Origin of the sequence: Agrobacterium sp. O3.4 (assembly GCF_041414895.1) — a bacterium.
Classification (GTDB): Bacteria; Pseudomonadota; Alphaproteobacteria; order Rhizobiales; family Rhizobiaceae; genus Agrobacterium; species Agrobacterium cucumeris.
On sequence record NZ_JALPZP010000003.1, the window covers coordinates 237940 to 258025 of the forward strand.

Consider the following 20086-nt stretch of genomic DNA (forward strand, 5'->3'; position numbering starts at 1 on the left):
ATGCAATTCAACAAGTTTTCAACACTCGGCAAGCTGGGCGCCGGTATGGCAGCCCTGATGGCCCCGGCCATCGCCTTTGCCCAGGATGCCGCGCCGGCAGCAGCAGCGGCACCCATTCCGGAAAAAGCCGACACAGCCTTCATGTATGTCGCGACGATCCTCGTGCTGTTCATGATCATTCCCGGTCTGGCGCTGTTTTACGGCGGCCTTGTCCGCACCAAGAACATGCTCTCCGTTCTCATGCAGTGCACGGTCGTTGCCGCAGTCATGATGCTCGTCTGGGTGATCTACGGTTACTCCTTCGCCTTCGGCGGCAGCACCGGTCCCTATTTCGGCGGCTTCGGCAAGCTGTTCCTGTCGGGCGTTTCGCTTGACAGCACCTCGGCAACCTTCTCTGAAGGCGTGGTGATCTACGAATATACCTTCATCGCCTTCCAGATGACCTTTGCGGCCATCACACCGGCGCTGATCGTTGGTGCGTTTGCTGAACGCGTCAAGTTCTCCGCCGTCATCCTCTTCACCATCCTGTGGGCCACCTTCGTCTACTTCCCGATTGCACACATGGTCTGGGACGCAAATGGCCTGATCTTCGGCATGGGCGCTCTCGACTTCGCCGGTGGCACGGTCGTTCACATCAATGCCGGTATTGCAGGTCTGATCGGCGCGATCATGGTCGGCAAGCGCACCGGCTTCGGCAAGGACATGATGGCACCCCACTCCATGACCCTGACGCTGGTCGGCGCAGCCATGCTGTGGTTCGGCTGGTTCGGCTTCAACGCCGGCTCCAACCTCGAAGCATCCGGCGGTGCGGTTCTCGCAACCATGAACACCTTCCTCGCAACGGCTGCCGCCATCGTTTCCTGGTCGCTGGTTGAAAGCTTCACCCGCGGCAAGGCCTCCATGCTGGGCGCCGCTTCGGGCATGATCGCCGGCCTCGTCGCCGTCACGCCTGCTGCCGGCTCTGTCGGCCCGATGGGTGCCATCGTTCTCGGCCTCATCGTCTCGCCGATCTGCTACTTCTTCGTCTCCGTGGTGAAGAACAAGTTCGGTTATGACGACACGGCCGACGTCTTCGGCGTGCACGGCATCGGCGGCATCATCGGCGCCCTCGGCACCGGCATCTTTACCTCGCCGCTGCTCGGCGGCACCGGCAAGGCGGACTTCTCCATTGCCTCGCAGGTCTGGACGCAGTTCGTCGCCGTCGCCATCACCATCGTCTGGTGCGCCATCGTCTCGGCGATCCTCTACAAGATCGTTGACGTGATCGTCGGCCTCAGAGTTCCGGTGGAAGCAGAACGCGAAGGTCTCGACCTCGCAACCCACGGCGAAGCCGCTTACCACTCCTGATATCTGGAAAAGGGGTTCTCCATCCCCTTTCCCAAAAGAAAGGCCCGTTTCGACGGGCCTTTTTCTTTGCCGCAAATCCGCCGAAGACGGCAAAAATCCGCATGGTTAACACGGCATTAACCAGCAAGCAGTTAGTTTTCCCTGTCAATCCGGGATCAGGTCAACTGCCGGATCTTGCCGAAACCACAAAAACGACGGGTTCAGGGACATGGGCAGAATGCAATCTCCGACATTCGATGGTCGCCACACGCGCTTCGTGCTGACGGCGTTTTTCGTGCGTCAGATCATGGCTCTGGCCGGTTTTGCCCTGCTTGCGACGATCGCGCTGGGCATTGCCGCTCTCGCCACATGGAATGTCGCCGATCCAAGCCTGTCCTATGCCACGGGGAACCAGCCCACCAATCTCCTGGGTTACGGCGGCGCCATCTTCGCCGATATCGTCATGCAGTTCCTCGGGCTTTCCGCAATCATTTCCCTTCTTCCGGTCATCGCCTGGGCAATCACCCTGATCGCCGGCCGCAAATTCAGCCGGCTACCCGCCCGCCTCGTCGCCTGGGTCGCAGGCACCATCGTCTGCGCCGCCTCGCTTGGCTGTTTTCCCGCCCCCGTCACCTGGCCGCTGCCAAACGGCATCGGCGGCGTCATCGGCGACATGATTCTCCGCTTTCCCGCCCTTTTCATCGGCGCTTACCCAACCGGCACCATTGCCACCGTGCTGGGCGTCATATTCGCAGCGCCCGCCGCCTGGCTGATGCTGTTTGCCGCAGGCGTTGTCGGCGGCCTGGAAGATGAACTCGAGCGGGAAGAACCGGCGCCGGTTGCGAGCAAGGCTCGCGCCGCGCGTGAGATTGAAGAGGATGACGAAGACGACGGTGAAGGCTTCTTCGCCAACATTCTCGCCTTCGGCGCGCTCACACATTACTGGTACACCACGCAGGCACGCTTACGCCGCCTGTTCGGCCTGAAGTCGAAGTCCCTGCACGATGAATTCGAACATCCCTACGATTTCAACGAATATGAATTCGGCACGCTGAACGAACCCTCACGCCTGAAGACCGCAATCAACCGCCTTGACCAGCGCTCCGAACCATCTTTCGAGGAACGTGCCGCATCACGCCGGCAGATGTCGCCTCCCTCCATCGCGCTCGATCACGATGGCGACATGGATGACGAAGCGTCTTTCGATGCGGATGGACGCCGTCTGCCGAGCGGCATCCTCTCGGGCGACGACAGTACCGACGAGGCCGATCAGAAATTCACGCCCAGACAGGCACCGGGACGCGGGCAGCCCAGAATAACCGCTGCCTCGGCACGGCCCAAACCCAGCGAACGCGTGGCAAGGGAAGCGCAGTCCTCGTTTATCGCCGCAGACGGCTTCCAGTTGCCCACCGTTCATCTTCTGGCGGAACCGAAGAACGTCGTGCGCGACAATATGCTGAGCGAAGAAGTACTTGAGCAGAATGCCCGCCTGCTGGAAGGGGTCCTTGAGGATTTCGGCGTCAAGGGCGAAATCATCCATGTCCGCCCCGGCCCTGTCGTCACGCTCTATGAACTGGAGCCGGCACCCGGCATCAAATCCTCGCGTGTCATCGGCCTTGCAGATGACATTGCCCGCTCCATGAGCGCGATTGCCGCCCGTGTCGCGGTTGTGCCCGGCCGCAACGCCATCGGCATCGAACTGCCGAACCAGACGCGCGAAACCGTGTTCCTGCGCGAACTGATTGGCAGCCGCGATTTCGAAAACAGCAAGGCCAAGCTCGCAATGGCGCTCGGCAAGACGATCGGTGGCGAGCCCGTCATCGCCGATCTCGCCAAGATGCCGCATCTTCTCGTCGCCGGCACCACCGGTTCGGGCAAGTCGGTCGCCATCAACACCATGATCCTGTCGCTGCTTTACCGCATGTCTCCAGAACAGTGCCGCCTGATCATGATCGACCCAAAAATGCTCGAACTCTCCATCTATGACGGCATTCCGCATCTGCTTTCCCCCGTTGTCACGGATCCCAAAAAGGCCGTCGTGGCCCTGAAATGGACGGTGCGCGAGATGGAGGAACGCTACAAGAAGATGTCGAAGATCGGCGTGCGCAATATCGACGGTTTTAACAGCCGCGTGCAGCAGGCACTCGACAAGGGCGAAATCCTCACCCGCACCGTGCAGACCGGCTTCGATCGCCAGACCGGCGAAGCGATGTACGAGACGGAAGAGTTCGATCTGAAGCCCCTGCCCTATATCGTCGTCATCATCGACGAAATGGCCGACCTGATGATGGTAGCGGGCAAAGACATCGAAGGCGCGGTGCAGCGCCTGGCGCAGATGGCGCGCGCCGCCGGCATCCATGTCATCATGGCCACCCAGCGTCCGTCCGTCGATGTCATCACCGGCACCATCAAGGCCAACTTCCCCACCCGTATCTCCTTCCAGGTGACCTCGAAGATCGATAGCCGCACCATTCTTGGAGAGCAGGGTGCCGAACAGCTGCTCGGCATGGGCGACATGCTCTACATGGCGGGCGGCGGGCGCATCCAGCGCGTGCACGGCCCCTTCGTTTCCGACAACGAGGTGGAGGAAATCGTCGCCTATCTGAAGACACAAGGCTCGCCGGAATATCTGGAGGCGATCACCGAGGAAGACGACGAGGATGGCGCTGGCAGCGGCCCGGCCGGCACTGGCAACTTCTCCGATTCCGAAGACCCCTATGACCAGGCTGTCGCCGTCGTGCTGAGGGACGGAAAAGCCTCCACCTCCTATGTGCAGCGACGTCTCGGCATCGGCTATAACCGCGCCGCCTCGCTGATCGAGCGCATGGAGCAGGAGGGCATCATCGGCCCCGCCAATCATGCCGGAAAACGCGAAATCCTCGTACCCACGGAAGCGGATATCATCGAGCGGTAATGGCATGCCCCCCGAAAGGGCATAGCGGTTTCGGGATAACGACATGCACAAGGCAAAGGCCCGACGCCTCGCGCAACCAAGCGGCGCCAAGAAGCGTTATTACACGCTTCCAACGTCATGAAGCCGCCGCCTTTTATGCGGACAATCGCTGCGATGAAGGAGAACAGAATGAACGACCTCACCACCGGCGAAACGGCCACCGCAAGCGCACCTGAAAACGGGATGACGCGGCGTGGCGTGCTGACGGCATTTTCCATGGCCGCGGTCATGGCGGGCCTGTCGCCGCTTGACGCCTTTGCCCAGGCAGCCGGCAATGGCGCAACCGCGCAGAAAATCGCCAATCACTTCTCGTCGGTCAAAACCATGATGGGCGAATTTGTGCAGTTTGGCCCGCGCGGCGAACAGACCGGCGGCAAATTTTACATCGAACGGCCCGGCAAGCTTCGCTTCAATTATGAAGACCCCTCACCCATGCGGGTCATCGCCGATGGCAAGAATGTCGTCATCGGCAACATGAAGCTGAAGACATGGGATCTCTATCCGCTGTCCAAGACCCCTCTCAGCCTGCTTCTGTCCGACAAGATCGATCTCGGCAACCAGAAGGTCCGGGACGTGAAGGAAGAATCGGACCTGACCACCATCGTTTTGGGCGACAAGAGCATCTTCGGCGATTCGACCATCACCCTGATGTTCGACCCGAAAACCTTCGATCTCAGGCAATGGACGACGACCGATGCGCAGAACAAGGACACCACCGTCATGATCTTCAACGTGCAGACGGGTGTGAACCTCGATGAGCGCGTCTTCAACATCAACTATGAGGAAGTACGCAAGCGCGGCTGAGCACGCTCTATTTTTGAAAAACGGTTCGAAGGCGGCCTTCGGGTCGCCTTTTTCATTTTGCCGCTAAAATACATTCCCGTTTTCATCGCGATGTTATAAGCCTGCGCCCCGGAAACATGTCTCGAAACAACGGAGTTCGGGGCAGCAAACGCGGAGCACAGTATGTCGTTTTCGATAACCACTTGGAACATCAACTCTGTCCGGCTGAGAATGCCGATCGTTGAGCAGTTTCTGGTGCGTTACAAACCCGACATTCTTTGCCTGCAGGAAACGAAATGCCCGAATGGCGAGTTTCCGATGAAACCGCTGAAGGCACTGGGTTATGAGCACGTCATCATCCACGGCCAGAAGGGCTATCACGGTGTGGCGATTGCCTCGAAAATTCCGCTGACCGAAGATCACCGGCAGGACTATTGCGGTATTGGCGATGCGCGGCACATCTCGGCGATTTTTCAGGTCGGATCGCGCCGGGTGCGGCTGCACAATTTCTACGTTCCGGCCGGTGGCGACGAGCCAGATCGGTCGATCAATCCGAAGTTCGGCCACAAGCTCGATTTCATCGAGGAAATGAAGGCACTGCGCGCCGATGGCGTGCCTGGCACTTCCTCCATCCTTGTCGGCGATCTCAACATCGCACCGTTTGAAAATGACGTCTGGTCACACAAACAACTGCTGAAGATCGTCAGCCACACGCCTGTCGAAACCGACGGCATGCTCGATATCATGAAGCAGGGCAACTGGCTTGATCTGATGCGCCTGAACGTGCCGGAGACGGAAAAGATCTATACGTGGTGGAGCTACCGCGCCAAGGATTGGGAAGCGGCCAATCGTGGCCGGCGTCTCGACCATATCTGGTCGTCGCAGGATCTCGGCGCCTCGCTCGAAAAAATCGACATATTGCAGGAGGCGCGCGGCTGGAACCGGCCATCGGACCACGTTCCGGTTACGGCCCATTTCCGGTTCTGAAGCAGAGTTTTCCAGGCGGCCTCAAACGAAGCGGTTCTGTAAACGGGCCGCACCCGCCGCGAGCGCGGCGATATTGTCACGGATGCGTGCCGACACGATATCGGCAACCTCCGGAAACTCCTCCACCAGCCGGTGAAACAGGATACGCGTTATCCGGATGACTTCGGAATCCTCCGCCGCAACGGCAGTGAACTTCCGTTCACAGAGGGTAAAAAGGGCAAGTTCGGACAGAAGCGCTCCTTTGCCCGGTGTTGCCTGCAGTTCGGGTTTACCGTCCCGCCCCGCCGTAAAAAGCTCGAAATGGCCTGATGTCACCGCAAAGGCGCATTCCGCCGGTGAATGCTCCCGGAACAGCGTCTGGCCCGCCGATACCCTGCGGCGTTCCGCACCGAAGGCTATGAGCCGCAACTGATCGTCGCTGAACCCCGCAAACAACGGCACTTGCCCCAGCAGCATGATATCGTCCGTCAAGGCCATGTCGTTCGTTACTCCGGAAAACCGCCTGCATCACTATAGCGGTTTTCCAATATCAGCCTTCAAAATACAAGGTGTTAGAACGCCGCGTGCCTTTTCGGACGCGCGGCGTGAACCTTAAACTGCGACATATGGGGGACGTAGAGAGCGCACTGCTCAGGGTACGATCTTGTATCCGCCGTTCTCGGTGACCAGAATTTCAGCGTTGGAAGGGTCGCGTTCGATCTTCTGACGCAGACGATACACATGCGTTTCGAGCGTATGCGTCGTCACACCGGAATTATAACCCCAGACCTCTTCCAGCAGGACGTCGCGGGTAACAACGGCGCTGCCAGCACGGTAGAGATAACGGATGATCGCCGCTTCCTTTTCCGTCAACCGGATTTTCTTGCCGTCTTCGGTCGTCAAGAGCTTCTGGCTGGGCTTGAACTGATAGGGACCAACGGTGAAAACCGCATCCTCGCTCTGTTCATATTGACGCAGCTGCGCCCGAATGCGCGCCAGAAGCACGGCAAAGCGGAACGGCTTCGTCACGTAATCATTGGCGCCTGCTTCAAGCCCGAGAATCGTGTCGGAATCGGTGTCATGGCCGGTCAGCATGATGATCGGCGCTTTGAAGCCGCCCTTGCGCAACAGCTTCACGGCCTCTCGGCCGTCCATGTCCGGAAGGCCGACATCCATGATGAGGAGATCAACCTGGGCGGTCTTGGCGGTCTGCATCGCCTGCGCGGCATTTGCACCGCTCAGTAGTGAGAATTCCTCGTAGGGAGACAATTGCTCGGTCAGCGTCTCCCGAAGATCGTCGTCATCGTCCACCAGAAGGATAGTGCGAGCCGTCATTCGGATTCTCAGCCTTTCTTACTTTAGCGCCTCGGCTCAAAAAATCGGGCTCGATTTTAGGGAAGCACGATGCCTAGTTTAAAAGAGTTAGAGCGTTCGCTATGCATCGATAATGACGCGCGGCGCTCTAATTATCAGCCAATTCAGCGGTTTGCCGGTAAAAGGTCAACCCATTGCCATGATATAACGAAGTGCTATGACTTCACGTTAAATAACCTGCAAAGCAAAATCTCGTGAAAAACATGAGCAAACCCTCGCCAAGACAACGTAAACGCGCATCAACGCTCGTGGTTCGGCCGGCTCCGTCAAAAATCAGCCGTGCCATTGTCCAGCTCGGACACCTCACCTTTCCCGCCGCAATCGGGCGCAACGGCCGCACCGCGATGAAACGCGAGGGAGACGGCAAATCACCCATTTCCCTCACCCGCCTGCTGCACGGATTTTATCGCGGCGACCGTAATACCGGCATCACCACAACATTGCCGATGCAGCGGACGCGCGGGTCCATGCTGTGGTGCGACGAACCCCGTAACGCCAATTACAACAGGCTGGTCAAAGCGCCCTTTGCGCCAAGCCATGAGGAAATGATGCGCAAGGACGGTCTCTACGACGTTTGCTTGGTGCTTGACTGGAACATCACCTCGAGAAGCCGCAACCGAGGCTCGGCGATCTTCATGCATTTGATCCGCCCGGGATATGAGCCGACTGCTGGCTGCGTCGCCCTGCACGCCAGAGACATGCGGCGTATTCTGCCGCATATGCGCAAGGGGACGAAAATTCGCATCCTTTGAGATGCATCCTGCAATCGGACAACAAAAAACCCGCCATTCCGGCGGGTTTTTTTAGAAAGGAGAAGCCTGTATTAAGCGGCTTCGTCCTGAGAATCGTCCTCTTCAACAGCCTTGCCACGCTTGGGGCCTTTGGCAAGGTTGACTTCCACCAGGCGAACAGCCTCGGTTTCGGACATCTTGTTGACGGCGGCAATTTCGCGCGCCATGCGATCGAGAGCAGCTTCATAAAGCTGACGCTCGGAATAGGACTGCTCCGGCTGATTTTCGGCACGGTAAAGATCGCGCACCACTTCCGCGATTGCGATAAGATCGCCGGAATTGATTTTCGCATCATATTCCTGGGCGCGGCGCGACCACATGGTACGCTTCACGCGTGCCTTGCCCTGCACCACTTTCAGCGCCCGCTCGACAAAATCGCCTTCGGAAAGCTTACGCATGCCGATGCTGACAGCTTTGGCGACGGGAACTTTAAGACGCATCTTGTCTTTTTCGAAATCGATGACAAAAAGCTCAAGCTTCATGCCGGCAACTTCTTGTTCCTCGATTGCAGAAATGGTACCGACACCATGAGCGGGATACACAATCGCTTCACCGGTCTTGAAACCGTGATGTGCTGGAGATTTCTTCTGCTGGGTCGTCATTCGTTCTAAAAACTCCCTGTTACATACCCGGCAATGCCGGGGTTGGGTCGGTCAGGCCCTGATGAGACGGGGGAACCGTCAGGTGACTCCGCACTGGTCCAGCCGTGCGCGCAAAAAAACACCTTCCCGTCTTGCGGGGTTCGATAACGTAAACGCTCGATATGTCACGGAAACCGCGTGCAAAAGAGGTGTTGCTTTCGTGGTGTTTTTGGGCACACAAATGCCACGCTGTGGATCAGTGTCGTTGGTGTACCACAAAAATAGGCGCAAATCAATAATTTGCTTCGACCGTGGCCGCAACATCACATGGCGGCTCAATAACCGCCTAAAAATTAGCCGCTAAAATACTGTCAAATGCTTCGCGACAGACCCTCATGGCAAAAGAAGCAAAAAAATTTCACTTACCGACCAAAGAAATACGAAAGCCTCTTAAACTCTTCGTAATTCCACGCCAATATCCGATTCGACTGAAAAGGCAAAATCCGTAAATTGACGATGCTTTTTTACATTAAAGTGTGATTTTTGGAGGAATCCACGTCAAATGGGCTACAGAAATAATCCAAAACGCGAAAAACAGATCGAAAAAGCGCGCCAGCAGGCAGTTGCCGAAAATGTCCAATTTCTTGATCCAGGTATTCTTTATGGAAGGGCAAGTGCCGACGATATAGAATATTATTCCGCCGAGATGCTGGCGGCGAGCGCGGCTCACAGTTTCCAGGCGCTGTCGCATTGGTCCGGAGAGACGCCCCACATCAGCATTGCTCAGGTAGAAGGTGTTTCGCCGCGCGAGATTCCGGTAACGGTCCTGACCATTATCGGCCGCAACATGCCTTTCCTTTATGATTCTGTCATGGGCGAGGTCACCAGCACTTATCGCGGCCTTTACCTCGCAGTGCATCCCATACTCGTGCGCGATGACGAGGCGCAGGGGGGTTATCGCCTCGCGGAACCCGAGGATGATCCCGCTGACAATATCAGCCTCATACAGTTGCATATTGCGCCGCTGACACAGCAGGCCGCCGCAACGCTGGAAGAACGGCTGCGCTTTGTTCTCACACAGGTGCAATCCGCCTATCGTGACTGGCGGCCGATGCTGGCGAAGCTTGACGAGGCGCTGGACGAATTGTCCAAGCGCGGCTCTTCACGGCGCAAGACCGAGCGTACGGAAGCAGTCGAATTCCTCAACTGGCTTCGTAATGACAATTTCACCTTCCTCGGCATGCGGGATTACACCTATTCCGGCAAGGGGAAGCACGCCAAGATCGAACGCGGTGACGGCGTCGGCCTGGGCAGCCTCAGCGATCCGGATGTACGCGTGCTACGCCTCGGCAAAAATGCCGTGACGACGACGCCTGAGATCCTTGCCTTCCTTGATGGCCCGGATTTCCTCATCGTCACCAAGGCCAACGTAAAATCGATCGTGCACCGTCGTGCCTATATGGATTACATCGGCATCAAGCGCTTTGACGAGGACGGCAACGTCATCGGCGAATTGCGCATCGTTGGCCTTTTCACCGCGACTGCCTATACACGTTCGGTCAAGCAGATTCCGCTGCTGCGCGCCAAGGTCGCGGATGTCGAGCGGCATTTCGGCTTCGATCCGAACAGCCACTCCGGCCGCATCCTGCAGAACACGCTGGAAGCCTATCCCCGTGACGATCTCTTCCAGATCGAGACGGATCTTCTGATCCGCTTCATCGAGCAGATCATGGAACTGAGCGACCGGCCGCGTGTACGCGTGCTTGCCCGTATCGACCGGTTCGACCGGTTTGTTTCAGCGATCATCTTCGTGCCGCGTGAGGAGTACAATTCTTATGTCCGCGAGAAGATCGGCGATTATCTGAGCAAGGTCTATGACGGGCATATTTCCGCCTATTATCCCGCCTTCCCGGAAGGCGCCGTTGCCCGCGTTCACTTCATCGTCGGCCGCACGGAAGGCAAGACGCCGCGCATCGCTCAGGACAGGCTGGAAGACGCCGTCAGCGATATTGCAGCACGCTGGATAGACCACCTCGTCACCCTGTCCGAACCGGGTGCACCGGTGCTGGCGGTCGATCAGGCCTATCAGGAAGCCTTCACGCCTGAAGAAGCGATCGGCGACATGCCTGATATTCTGGCAGCTGCCAATGGCGAGCCGGTCCGCATTGAATTCTACCAGCAGGATGGCCAGTCCTCCGACACGCTGTCGCTGAAGATTTTCCACCGCGACGGCCACCTACCGCTTTCGCGCCGCGTGCCGCTGCTGGAAAATCTGGGCTTCAACGTCATCAGCGAACGTACCTTCGATATCGGGGTCGTTTCAGATGACGGAAAGCGCGACATCGTGCTGCACGACATGGAGTTATCCGTCGCGGCGGGCACGACACTCGACCTGCCGCATTACGGGCCGAAACTCGAGGAGGCCTTCCTTGCTGCCTTTTCGGCCAAGGTTGATAATGACAACTTCAATCGGCTGATCCTCGCCTGCGGCCTGTCCGTGCGCGAAGTCTCCGTTTTGCGCGCCTATGCACGCTATCTCCGTCAGACCGGCATTGTTTATTCGCAGGAGCATATCTCCGAAACGCTCTTCAAATATCCGGCCATTTCCCGCAATATTTTCGCGCTGTTCAAGGCTGGCTTCGACCCGTCTGTCGACGAAAAGAAGCGGCTGAAAAAACTCTCTGAAATACACAAAGCGATCGAAGCGGCACTGAGCAGCGTTCCCAATCTCGATGAAGACCGCACGCTGAGACGTTACGTCAACGCCATCGATGCGACGCTGCGCACCAACTACTTCCAGAAAAATGTCGACGGTACGCCAAGAGACCTCCTGGCGTTCAAGTTCGATCCCAAGCACCTGGACGGCCTGCCCGACCCACGGCCTTTCCGCGAAATCTTCGTCTACGGAACAGAGGTCGAAGGCGTGCATCTGCGCTTCGGCAAGGTTGCACGCGGCGGTCTGCGCTGGTCGGATCGCGGCCAGGATTACCGCACCGAAGTGCTCGGCCTCGTGAAGGCGCAGCAGGTCAAGAATGCGGTGATCGTGCCGGTTGGCGCCAAGGGCGGTTTCTTCCCGAAGAACCTTCCCGCCGGCGGCTCCCGCGATGAAGTCTTTAATGCCGGCCGCGAGGCCTACAAGACCTATATTCGCACCCTGCTCTCCATCACCGACAATATCGTCGATGACGCCATCATACCGCCTGCCGATACGCTGCGGCTGGACGGTGATGACCCCTATTTCGTCGTTGCTGCAGACAAGGGGACGGCGACATTCTCCGATACGGCAAACGGCCTTGCCCACGACGCCGGCTTCTGGCTGGACGATGCCTTCGCATCGGGCGGTTCCGCCGGTTATGACCACAAGAAAATGGGCATCACCGCACGCGGCGCATGGGAAACGGTAAAGCGCCATTTCCGTGAAATGGACACCGACATCCAGACCACGCCGTTCACCGTGGCCGGTGTGGGTGACATGTCCGGTGACGTCTTCGGCAATGGCATGCTGCTGTCGGAAAAGATCAGGCTCATCGCCGCCTTCGATCACCGCGACATCTTCATCGATCCGGACCCCGATACCGACAGGTCCTTTGCAGAGCGCAAGCGGCTTTTCGAACTGCCGCGCTCCAGCTGGCAGGATTATGACCGCTCGGCCCTATCCGCCGGTGCGATGATCATCTCGCGTTCCGAAAAATCCGTGACGCTGACGCCGGAAGCCGTGGCTGCCATCGGCATCGACAAATCCGTCGCCACGCCCTTCGAGATCATGACCGCCATTCTGAAGGCGCCGACCGATCTCCTCTGGTTCGGCGGCATCGGCACCTATATCAAGGCGGCGGTGGAAACCAATGCCGAGGTGGGTGACAGGGCGAACGACCCGATCCGTGTCAACGCCACCGAACTGCGCGCCAAGGTCATCGGCGAAGGCGCCAATCTGGGCATCACCCAGAAGGGCCGCATTGCCTATGCGCTTTCGGGCGGACGTTGCAACTCCGATGCCATCGACAACTCGGCCGGGGTGAACTCCTCCGACGTCGAGGTCAACATCAAGATCGCCCTCGCCTCCGCCGTCAATACCGGTCGCCTGACGATGCCGAAGCGCAATCAGCTTCTCGCCTCCATGACGCCGGAAGTGGCGCAGCTGGTGCTGCGCAATAACTACCTGCAATCGCTGGCGATCTCGCTGACGGAACGGCTGGGGCTCGCAAACCGCGAAGAGCTTGGCCGCCTGATGAGTGCGCTGGAGGCAACCGGACAGCTGAACCGCAAGGTGGAAACCCTGCCTGATAATGCCGAGTTCAGCGAAAGATATGCCTCTGGCAAGCCGCTGACCCGACCGGAAATCGGTGTGCTTCTGTCTTATGCCAAGCTGACGCTGTTCGACGCACTGGTGGCGAGCCCGCTGCCGGATGAGCCTTATCTCCAGCATCTGCTCGTCGACTATTTCCCGGCCAAGATGCAGAAGAACTATGCCGACGATATCAAGGCGCATCGCCTGCACCGCGAGATCGTTGCAACCGCGCTCGCCAACGCCGTGGTCAACCGCGGTGGACCGGGCTTCGTGCAGAAACTTGGCGATGCAAGCGGTCTTCTCGCAGCTGACGTCGTCAAGGCGGCCGTCATTGTCGAAGATGGTTTCGGCCTCAAACGTCTGTGGAGTGAGGTCGACGCGCTTGATGGCAAGATCGGTGGGCAAGTCCAGAACGGGCTTTATGCCACCATCGCCCGCATCTTCTCCGATGCAAGCAGGCTATACCTGCAGACCCGAAGCGCCGGCGCTGCAACAGGCGACATGGCGACCGAGATCGAGCGACTGAAAACCGCCATCAAGACGCTGTCGCCGGCAGCGGCGAAATATCGTCGCGAGCTTGGCGTCACGGAAATCGACGGCGTTCCGGCCGCCCTTCTGGAAGAGCTGGATACGCTTTCCCTGCTGGTCTATGTGCCCGAGATCATGCGTATCGCCGAAAGTGCGGGCACGACGCTTGCCCGCGCCGCCGAAAGCTATGCCACCGTTTCGTCGACCTTCCGTGTGGCACGCCTGCTGGATGCCAGCCAGCGCATCGCACCGGCCGATCATTACGAGAGCCTGGCTCTTCTGCGCAGCCAGGACCAGATCTCCTCCTCCCGACGCCGGATCGTCATCTCTGCGCTGACGGAATATGCAAAGGAGAAAGATCCGGTTCAGGCCTGGTATGCCGCCGACCGCGTGCGGGTGAACCGCATCGTCTCCGAGCTGGGCGCGCTCAGTGAAAGCGGCGATACCAACCTTGCCCGCCTGACAGTGGCGGCCGGGTTGCTTGGCGATATCGTTCAGGCACGCTGATCGGCACTCTTAAAAACGCCATCCGGTTATCGACCCGGATGGCGAAAAACCAAGCGGATGACCGGCATCCCGCACTCTATCCTCCCGATTATCCGATAGGACGATGAATGACTGTCCCCTCCCAAAACGCGGAAACAGTGGTTGCCAAACGCGGCATCTGGGGCTGGGTCATGTTCGACTGGGCGGCGCAGCCGTTTTTCACCGTCGTCACCACGTTCGTTTTCGGGCCTTATTTTGTCGCCCGTCTTACCGATGATCCGATTGCCGCGCAGGCGACATGGAGCAATATGGCGACGGTCTCCTCGATCATCATCGCCCTCTTCTCACCCATCCTCGGCTCCATCGCTGATCAATCCGGCGCGCGCAAACCGTGGATCGCCTTTTTTGCCGTCATCAAGATCGTCAGCCTGTTTTTCCTCTGGTTTGCAGCGCCGGGCTCAACGCTTATCCTGCCGATCATCTGCATGATCCTTGCCTCCATCGCGGCGGAATTTTCGATTGTCTTCAACGATTCCATGATGCCGCGACTGACCAACCCGCAAAATGTCGGCCGCATTTCCAATCTCGCCTGGGGACTGGGTTATCTCGGCGGCATGGTGGTGCTGATTGCGGTGGTGACGCTTCTGGCCGCAAGCCCACAGACCGGGCTGACCATCGCCGGCATCAAGCCGCTTTTCGGTCTCGACCCGGCAACCGGTGAGGACGCCAGAATAACCGGCCCGCTCGCCGCGCTCTGGTACCTCATCTTCATTCTGCCGATGTTTCTGTTGACCCCGGACGCCGAAAAAGGCCTGCCTTTCAAGGCAGCAATCCGTTCGGGGCTGGGGGAACTGAAGATCACGCTCCGCGAGCTGCGCTACCGCCCCGTGCTTTTGCGGTTCCTGATCGCGCGCATGCTTTATCAGGATGGCGTCAATGGTGTTCTCATACTGGGCGGAGCATTTGCCGCCGGCATGTTTGGCTGGGCGACGATGGAAATCGGCCTCTTCGGCATCCTCCTCAACGTCGTCGCCATCGCGGGCTGTTTTGCCGCCGGGCGGGTCGATCACAAACTCGGATCGCGCATCACCATCCTCATCAGCCTGGTGTTGCTGCTACTCGCCACGCTCGGCATCGTCTCCACGGAAAAGGGCTCGACCCTGTTTGGCTGGATACAATTATCGACGGCGGACGATGGCGGCATCTTCGCGACAGGCGCGGAAAAAGCCTATCTGCTCTATGGCGTTTTGATCGGCCTTGCCTTCGGCCCCGTCCAGGCATCGTCCCGCTCTTATCTCGCCCGCAATATCACTGTTGCAGAAGCGGGCCGTTATTTCGGCATCTATGCGCTTTCCGGACGCGCCACGAGTTTCATGGCGACGCTGTCATTTTCCATAGCAACCTACATAAGCGGTTCCGCCCATATCGGCATGGCCACGCTTATCTTGTTCCTGGGAGCTGGATTTCTGCTGTTGCTGCGCGTGCCGGAAAGAACGGCAGGCTGAAACTTCGACGCAGCAGCCGATGCGGTTGATCAAACCCGGCATCGGCCCGCACAGAACAGGATCAGAGCTGATCGAGTTTTTGCTGCAATGCGCGCAGCTGCGCCTTCAGCTCGTCGATTTCGGACGCGTTCGGCTTGCGGGTTTCCTTCGGCGCCTGCGGCATTGCGAAAGGCGTAAAACCCTGCATCGCCTGCCGGAACAGTTCCGTATTGCGGCGGATCTGCTCTTCCATCATTTGCAGCGGCGCCTGAAAATTGCGGGCAAGCGAGCCGTCGCCGAACGCCTTGGCCATATGCTCCTGCATCTGGCTCTGCTGGTCCGAGAATGTCTTCATCGAATGTTCGAGAAATGTCGGCACGACCATCTGCATCTGGTCGCCATAATAGGAGATCAACTGCCGCAGAAACGCCGTCGGCAGCAACGTATTGCCGGTTTTGGCCTCCTGTTCGACGATGATCTGCGTCAGAACCGCATGGGTGATGTCTTCGGACGACTTGGCGTCCTGAACCTTGAAGTCCTCACCGCGCTTGACCATCTGCGCGAGATCATCGAGCGTCACATAGGTGCTCGTGCCGGTATTATAGAGCCGCCGGTTGGCGTATTTTTTAATGATTGTTTCGCCGTCGTGTTTCGCCATGCCCGCCTCCTCGCGATGATGGTATTTTCTTTTTTTTGGTCTTGGTGCTCTTCCCGGCGCAAAGTGTATGCGCAAAACGAGCCCTCTGACAAATGTTTTGTGCATCGCAACAGTTTGTTTTTTGCGCAGCAATTTTTCGCAAGATTCCCGGGTGATTTAGCAACATCTTTTAAAGCAACTTTCGGCATTTGACTTGTATTGAAAGCTTTGCCAGTCTCCGCCCGCATGTGAGGAGAATAGAGATGACCCTGCCTTCAATCGTGATTGCCAGCGCCGCGCGCACCGCCGTCGGTTCCTTCAATGGCCACTTCGCCAACACACCCGCCCATGAGCTGGGAGCAACCGTCATCAACGCCGTGCTGGAACGCGCGGGTGTTGCGGCAAACGAAGTCGATGAGGTCATTCTTGGTCAGGTGCTGACGGCAGGCGAAGGGCAGAACCCGGCGCGGCAGGCGGCCATGAAGGCCGGCATTCCGCAGGAGGCGACCGCCTTCGGTCTCAACCAGCTCTGCGGCTCCGGCCTGCGTGCCGTCGCCCTCGGCATGCAGCAGATCGTTACCGGCGACGCGGCCATCATCATTGCCGGCGGTCAGGAATCCATGTCCATGGCGCCCCATTGCGCGCATTTGCGCGGCGGCGTGAAAATGGGTGATTTCAAGATGATCGACACCATGCTGAAGGACGGCCTGACCGATGCCTTCTATGGCTATCACATGGGCATCACTGCCGAGAACATCGCCCGCCAATGGCAACTTTCCCGCGATGAACAGGATCAATTTGCTGTCGCATCGCAAAACAAGGCTGAAGCCGCACAGAATGCCGGCCGTTTCGCCGATGAAATCGTCGCCTTCACGGTCAAAGGCCGCAAGGCTGATATCATCATCGATGCGGACGAACATATCCGCGCCGGCGCTTCGCTGGAAACCATGGCGAAGCTTCGCCCCGCCTTCGACAAGGAAGGCACGGTGACAGCAGGCAATGCCTCCGGCCTGAATGATGGCGCAGCCGCAACACTTTTGATGTCGGAACAGGAAGCGGCAAAACGCGGCATCAAGCCGCTGGCGCGCATCGCCTCCTGGGCAACGGCGGGCGTTGATCCGCAGATCATGGGCACGGGGCCCATTCCCGCCTCCCGCAAGGCGCTGGCCAAGGCCGGCTGGTCGATCAATGATATCGGCCTTGTCGAAGCCAACGAAGCCTTTGCCGCCCAATCCTGTGCGGTCGTGCGCGAGTTGGGCCTTGATCCTGATATCGTCAACGTCAATGGTGGTGCAATCGCCATCGGCCATCCAATCGGTGCTTCCGGTGCACGTGTCCTCAACACACTCATTTACGAGATGCGCCGCCGCAACGTGTCCAAGGGCCTTGCGACACTCTGCATCGGTGGTGGCATGGGTGTTGCCATGTGCATTGAGGCGCTCTGAAACGGCTGTACGGCTTTCCAAAAATCAATTCCTGTTCGGCGAACAATAGGGTAGAAGCGGCCTCCCATTGGCCGTATTTCTGTGGCCGTTGAGCACGGCAAAAGCAGTTCAGGACATGGAGGCCGATATGAGCCGGGTTGCGTTGATTTCCGGCGGGACAAGCGGCATAGGTGCCGCGATTGCCCGCGCCTTGCAGGCGGCCGGCTACCGGGTCGCCGTCAATTACGCTTTCACGACCGACAGGGCTGAAGCCTTTCAGAAAGAAACCGGCATCCCTGCTTTTCAATGGGACGTTCGCGACTATGACGCCTGCGTAGACGGCATTGCAAAGGTGGAAGAGACCTTCGGTCCCGTCGAGGTTCTCGTCAACAACGCCGGCATCACCCGCGATGCGATGTTTCACAAGATGTCGCCGCAACAATGGCGCGAGGTGATCGACACCAACCTCACCGGCGTCTTCAACATGACGCACCCCGTCTGGCCGGGTATGCGCGATCGCGGTTTCGGCCGCATCGTCAATATTTCCTCGATCAACGGTCAGAAGGGTCAGGCGGGGCAAGCCAACTATTCCGCTTCCAAGGCGGGCGATATCGGCTTCACCAAGGCGCTCGCCCAGGAAGGCGCCAGCCGCAACATCACCGTCAACGCCATCTGCCCCGGCTATATCGGTACCGAGATGGTGAGAGCGATACCGGAAAAAGTGCTTGCCGAACGGATCGTCCCGCAAATTCCGGTCGGGCGGCTGGGCGAACCGGAAGAAATCGCCCGCTGCGTCCTGTTTCTGGTTTCCGACGAGGCCGGCTTCATCACTGGCTCCACCATGACGGCCAATGGCGGGCAATATTTCGCCTGAGATCGGCCACCCTTCACTTCGGCGACAGCCAAGTCAGTAAACTTTTCGTGATAATTACTTCCGTAATTTTGCCGCGCACAAAAACTTGAGCACGAAAGACTGGAAAGTGCCATTCGCTAAACCAATGAAAATACGACAGTTTTTGTATAGTTTAGAATGACTCTAGAAATTCCACTCCGATTCAAAAGGAGGTTTTTCTTGACATTTGGTGTCCTGTTTTGGTTTAAGAACGAAAACAACGTGTTGCGTCATACAGGCAGTCCATCATGCTGGTTTGCAGCTGCAATTACATCACCGATCACGATATCCGGGACGTCATCAACGAACTCCTCGACGAGGACTGTTGGCAGTTGATCGTTCCCGCCAAAGTGTATCACGCCATGGAAAAACGTGGCCGCTGTTGCGGCTGTTTCCCGACCGTTGTCGATCTGATCATCAAGACCACCGAAGAATATCACGCCCGTCGCCACTCGACTGAGGCCGATGTTTTTGATTTTATGTCCCGCCTGAAGCGATTCCATGAAGAGAACAGGAGAGCGGACATTGAAAGGCGACAAAAAAGTCATCGAGCGGCTTAACGAGGCCCTTTTTCTCGAACTCGGTGCAGTGAACCAGTATTGGCTTCATTACCGGCTGCTGAACGACTGGGGCTACACGAAGCTCGCGAAGAAGGAGCGCGCTGAATCCATCGAAGAGATGCAGCACGCCGACAAGATCATCGATCGTATCATCTTCCTTGAAGGCCATCCCAACCTTCAGACGCTGGCCCCGCTGCGCATCGGCCAGAACGTCAAGGAAGTGCTGGAAGCCGACCTGGCGGGCGAATACGACGCACGCACCTCCTACAAGAAGTCGCGTGACATCTGTTCCGAGGCCGGAGACTACGTCTCCATGAAGCTGTTCGAAGCCCTGCTGATCGACGAAGAAGGCCATATCGACTTCCTCGAAACCCAGCTCGATCTGCTCGGCAAGATCGGCGTGGAAAAATATGGTCAGCTCAACGCAGATTCCGCCAACGAGGCGGAATAAGCTTTCGACACTGGACAAGGAAAAGGCGGCCCATGGCCGCCTTTTTATTTATTTGCCGGAGAGGTGCCGGAACTCTGCCACCACCTGCTCGTAGACCGCGCGCTTGAACGGCACGATCAATTCCGGAAGGCTCTCCATCGGCTTCCAGCCCCAGGCATCAAATTCAGCCGTGTGGCCCGTCGGCGGCGGGTCAATCTGGATTTCACTTTCATCGCCTTCGAAACGGAAAGCGAACCAGCGCTGCGCCTGCCCACGATATTTGCCTCTTAAACCGATACCGATCAGTTCGGGCGGCAGATCGTAGTTGATCCAGTTACTCGCTTCCGCAAGCAGAGTCACCGTCTTCATTCCGGTCTCTTCATAAAGTTCGCGAATGGCGGCCGCCAAAGGCCGCTCGCCATCATCGATGCCGCCCTGCGGCATCTGCCACAATTGCGGTGAGCCGTCATATTCGGAATTGCCTTCACTGATGCGCCGGCCGGCCCAGACAAGGCCTTCGGCGTTGAGAACCATTATTCCCGCGCAGGGGCGGTAAGGCAAATCTTCTGCTTTGATTGTCATG

Annotated in this window: 16 protein-coding genes; 11 read left to right on the top strand and 5 right to left on the bottom strand. The window is 58.1% G+C overall.

Features of this window, described 5'->3' with window-relative positions:
* The 4 genes from M0412_RS18300 (at nucleotide 1) to M0412_RS18315 (ending at nucleotide 6049) form a co-directional block, all read left to right on the top strand.
* Nucleotides 1-1347 (top strand): ammonium transporter, encoded by a 1347-nt coding sequence (locus M0412_RS18300; protein ID WP_142842185.1) that lies wholly within the window; start codon nucleotides 1-3, stop codon nucleotides 1345-1347.
* A 217-nt stretch (nucleotides 1348-1564) separates the two neighbouring features.
* Nucleotides 1565-4240: a DNA translocase FtsK gene (locus M0412_RS18305; RefSeq protein WP_161991383.1), complete on the top strand. Its 2676-nt coding sequence runs from the start codon at nucleotides 1565-1567 to the stop codon at nucleotides 4238-4240.
* A gap of 117 nt (nucleotides 4241-4357) precedes the next feature.
* Complete coding sequence (locus tag M0412_RS18310) at nucleotides 4358-5083, top strand: outer membrane lipoprotein carrier protein LolA (protein WP_161991382.1); 726 nt, start codon at nucleotides 4358-4360, stop codon at nucleotides 5081-5083.
* A gap of 162 nt (nucleotides 5084-5245) precedes the next feature.
* On the top strand, nucleotides 5246-6049 hold the full coding sequence (locus tag M0412_RS18315) for an exodeoxyribonuclease III (protein WP_052818693.1): 804 nt from the start codon (nucleotides 5246-5248) through the stop codon (nucleotides 6047-6049).
* A gap of 21 nt (nucleotides 6050-6070) precedes the next feature.
* On the opposite strand, the gene M0412_RS18320 is transcribed toward M0412_RS18315, so the two are convergent.
* Together M0412_RS18320 and M0412_RS18325 are read right to left on the bottom strand one after the other, a co-directional pair.
* Entirely contained in the window at nucleotides 6071-6526 is a 456-nt protein-coding gene (locus M0412_RS18320) for a cyclic nucleotide-binding domain-containing protein (protein WP_046799641.1), read from the bottom strand.
* A 153-nt stretch (nucleotides 6527-6679) separates the two neighbouring features.
* On the bottom strand, nucleotides 6680-7363 hold the full coding sequence (locus M0412_RS18325; protein ID WP_003492637.1) for a response regulator transcription factor: 684 nt from the start codon (nucleotides 7361-7363) through the stop codon (nucleotides 6680-6682).
* A 242-nt stretch (nucleotides 7364-7605) separates the two neighbouring features.
* Between M0412_RS18325 and M0412_RS18330 the strand changes: the two genes are divergently transcribed.
* Nucleotides 7606-8154 (top strand): L,D-transpeptidase, encoded by a 549-nt coding sequence (locus tag M0412_RS18330; RefSeq protein WP_193559534.1) that lies wholly within the window; start codon nucleotides 7606-7608, stop codon nucleotides 8152-8154.
* Between the two features lie 71 nt (nucleotides 8155-8225).
* Here M0412_RS18330 and M0412_RS18335 read toward each other — a convergent pair whose 3' ends face one another.
* Nucleotides 8226-8795 (bottom strand): CarD family transcriptional regulator, encoded by a 570-nt coding sequence (locus M0412_RS18335; RefSeq protein ID WP_004444078.1) that lies wholly within the window; start codon nucleotides 8793-8795, stop codon nucleotides 8226-8228.
* A 541-nt stretch (nucleotides 8796-9336) separates the two neighbouring features.
* Here M0412_RS18335 and M0412_RS18340 point away from each other — a divergent pair.
* On the top strand, nucleotides 9337-14097 hold the full coding sequence (locus M0412_RS18340) for an NAD-glutamate dehydrogenase (RefSeq protein ID WP_142842182.1): 4761 nt from the start codon (nucleotides 9337-9339) through the stop codon (nucleotides 14095-14097).
* Nucleotides 14098-14204: 107 nt separating this feature from the next.
* Nucleotides 14205-15581, top strand: a complete 1377-nt coding sequence (locus M0412_RS18345; RefSeq protein ID WP_142842181.1) for an MFS transporter — start codon at nucleotides 14205-14207, stop codon at nucleotides 15579-15581.
* A 61-nt stretch (nucleotides 15582-15642) separates the two neighbouring features.
* On the opposite strand, the gene phaR is transcribed toward M0412_RS18345, so the two are convergent.
* A complete protein-coding gene (gene phaR / locus M0412_RS18350; protein ID WP_003520279.1) occupies nucleotides 15643-16218 on the bottom strand; it encodes a polyhydroxyalkanoate synthesis repressor PhaR in 576 nt (191 codons plus the stop codon).
* Between the two features lie 242 nt (nucleotides 16219-16460).
* On the opposite strand from phaR, the gene M0412_RS18355 reads away from it, so the two are divergent.
* The 4 genes from M0412_RS18355 to bfr all read left to right on the top strand — a co-directional run bounded on the left by M0412_RS18355 (nucleotide 16461) and on the right by bfr (nucleotide 19524).
* Nucleotides 16461-17642, top strand: coding sequence for an acetyl-CoA C-acetyltransferase (locus M0412_RS18355; RefSeq protein ID WP_269700962.1), 1182 nt, complete (start codon nucleotides 16461-16463; stop codon nucleotides 17640-17642).
* A gap of 127 nt (nucleotides 17643-17769) precedes the next feature.
* Nucleotides 17770-18495: an acetoacetyl-CoA reductase gene (phbB, locus tag M0412_RS18360; protein WP_269700960.1), complete on the top strand. Its 726-nt coding sequence runs from the start codon at nucleotides 17770-17772 to the stop codon at nucleotides 18493-18495.
* Nucleotides 18496-18761: 266 nt separating this feature from the next.
* Nucleotides 18762-19073: a bacterioferritin-associated ferredoxin gene (locus tag M0412_RS18365; protein ID WP_080600126.1), complete on the top strand. Its 312-nt coding sequence runs from the start codon at nucleotides 18762-18764 to the stop codon at nucleotides 19071-19073.
* On the top strand, nucleotides 19039-19524 hold the full coding sequence (bfr, locus tag M0412_RS18370; RefSeq protein WP_046799648.1) for a bacterioferritin: 486 nt from the start codon (nucleotides 19039-19041) through the stop codon (nucleotides 19522-19524). The genes M0412_RS18365 and bfr overlap by 35 nt, the downstream gene beginning before the upstream one ends.
* 48 nt (nucleotides 19525-19572) lie before the next feature.
* Here bfr and M0412_RS18375 read toward each other — a convergent pair whose 3' ends face one another.
* Nucleotides 19573-20085, bottom strand: a complete 513-nt coding sequence (locus tag M0412_RS18375; RefSeq protein WP_269700954.1) for an RNA pyrophosphohydrolase — start codon at nucleotides 20083-20085, stop codon at nucleotides 19573-19575.
* Nucleotide 20086 lies beyond the last annotated feature (1 nt).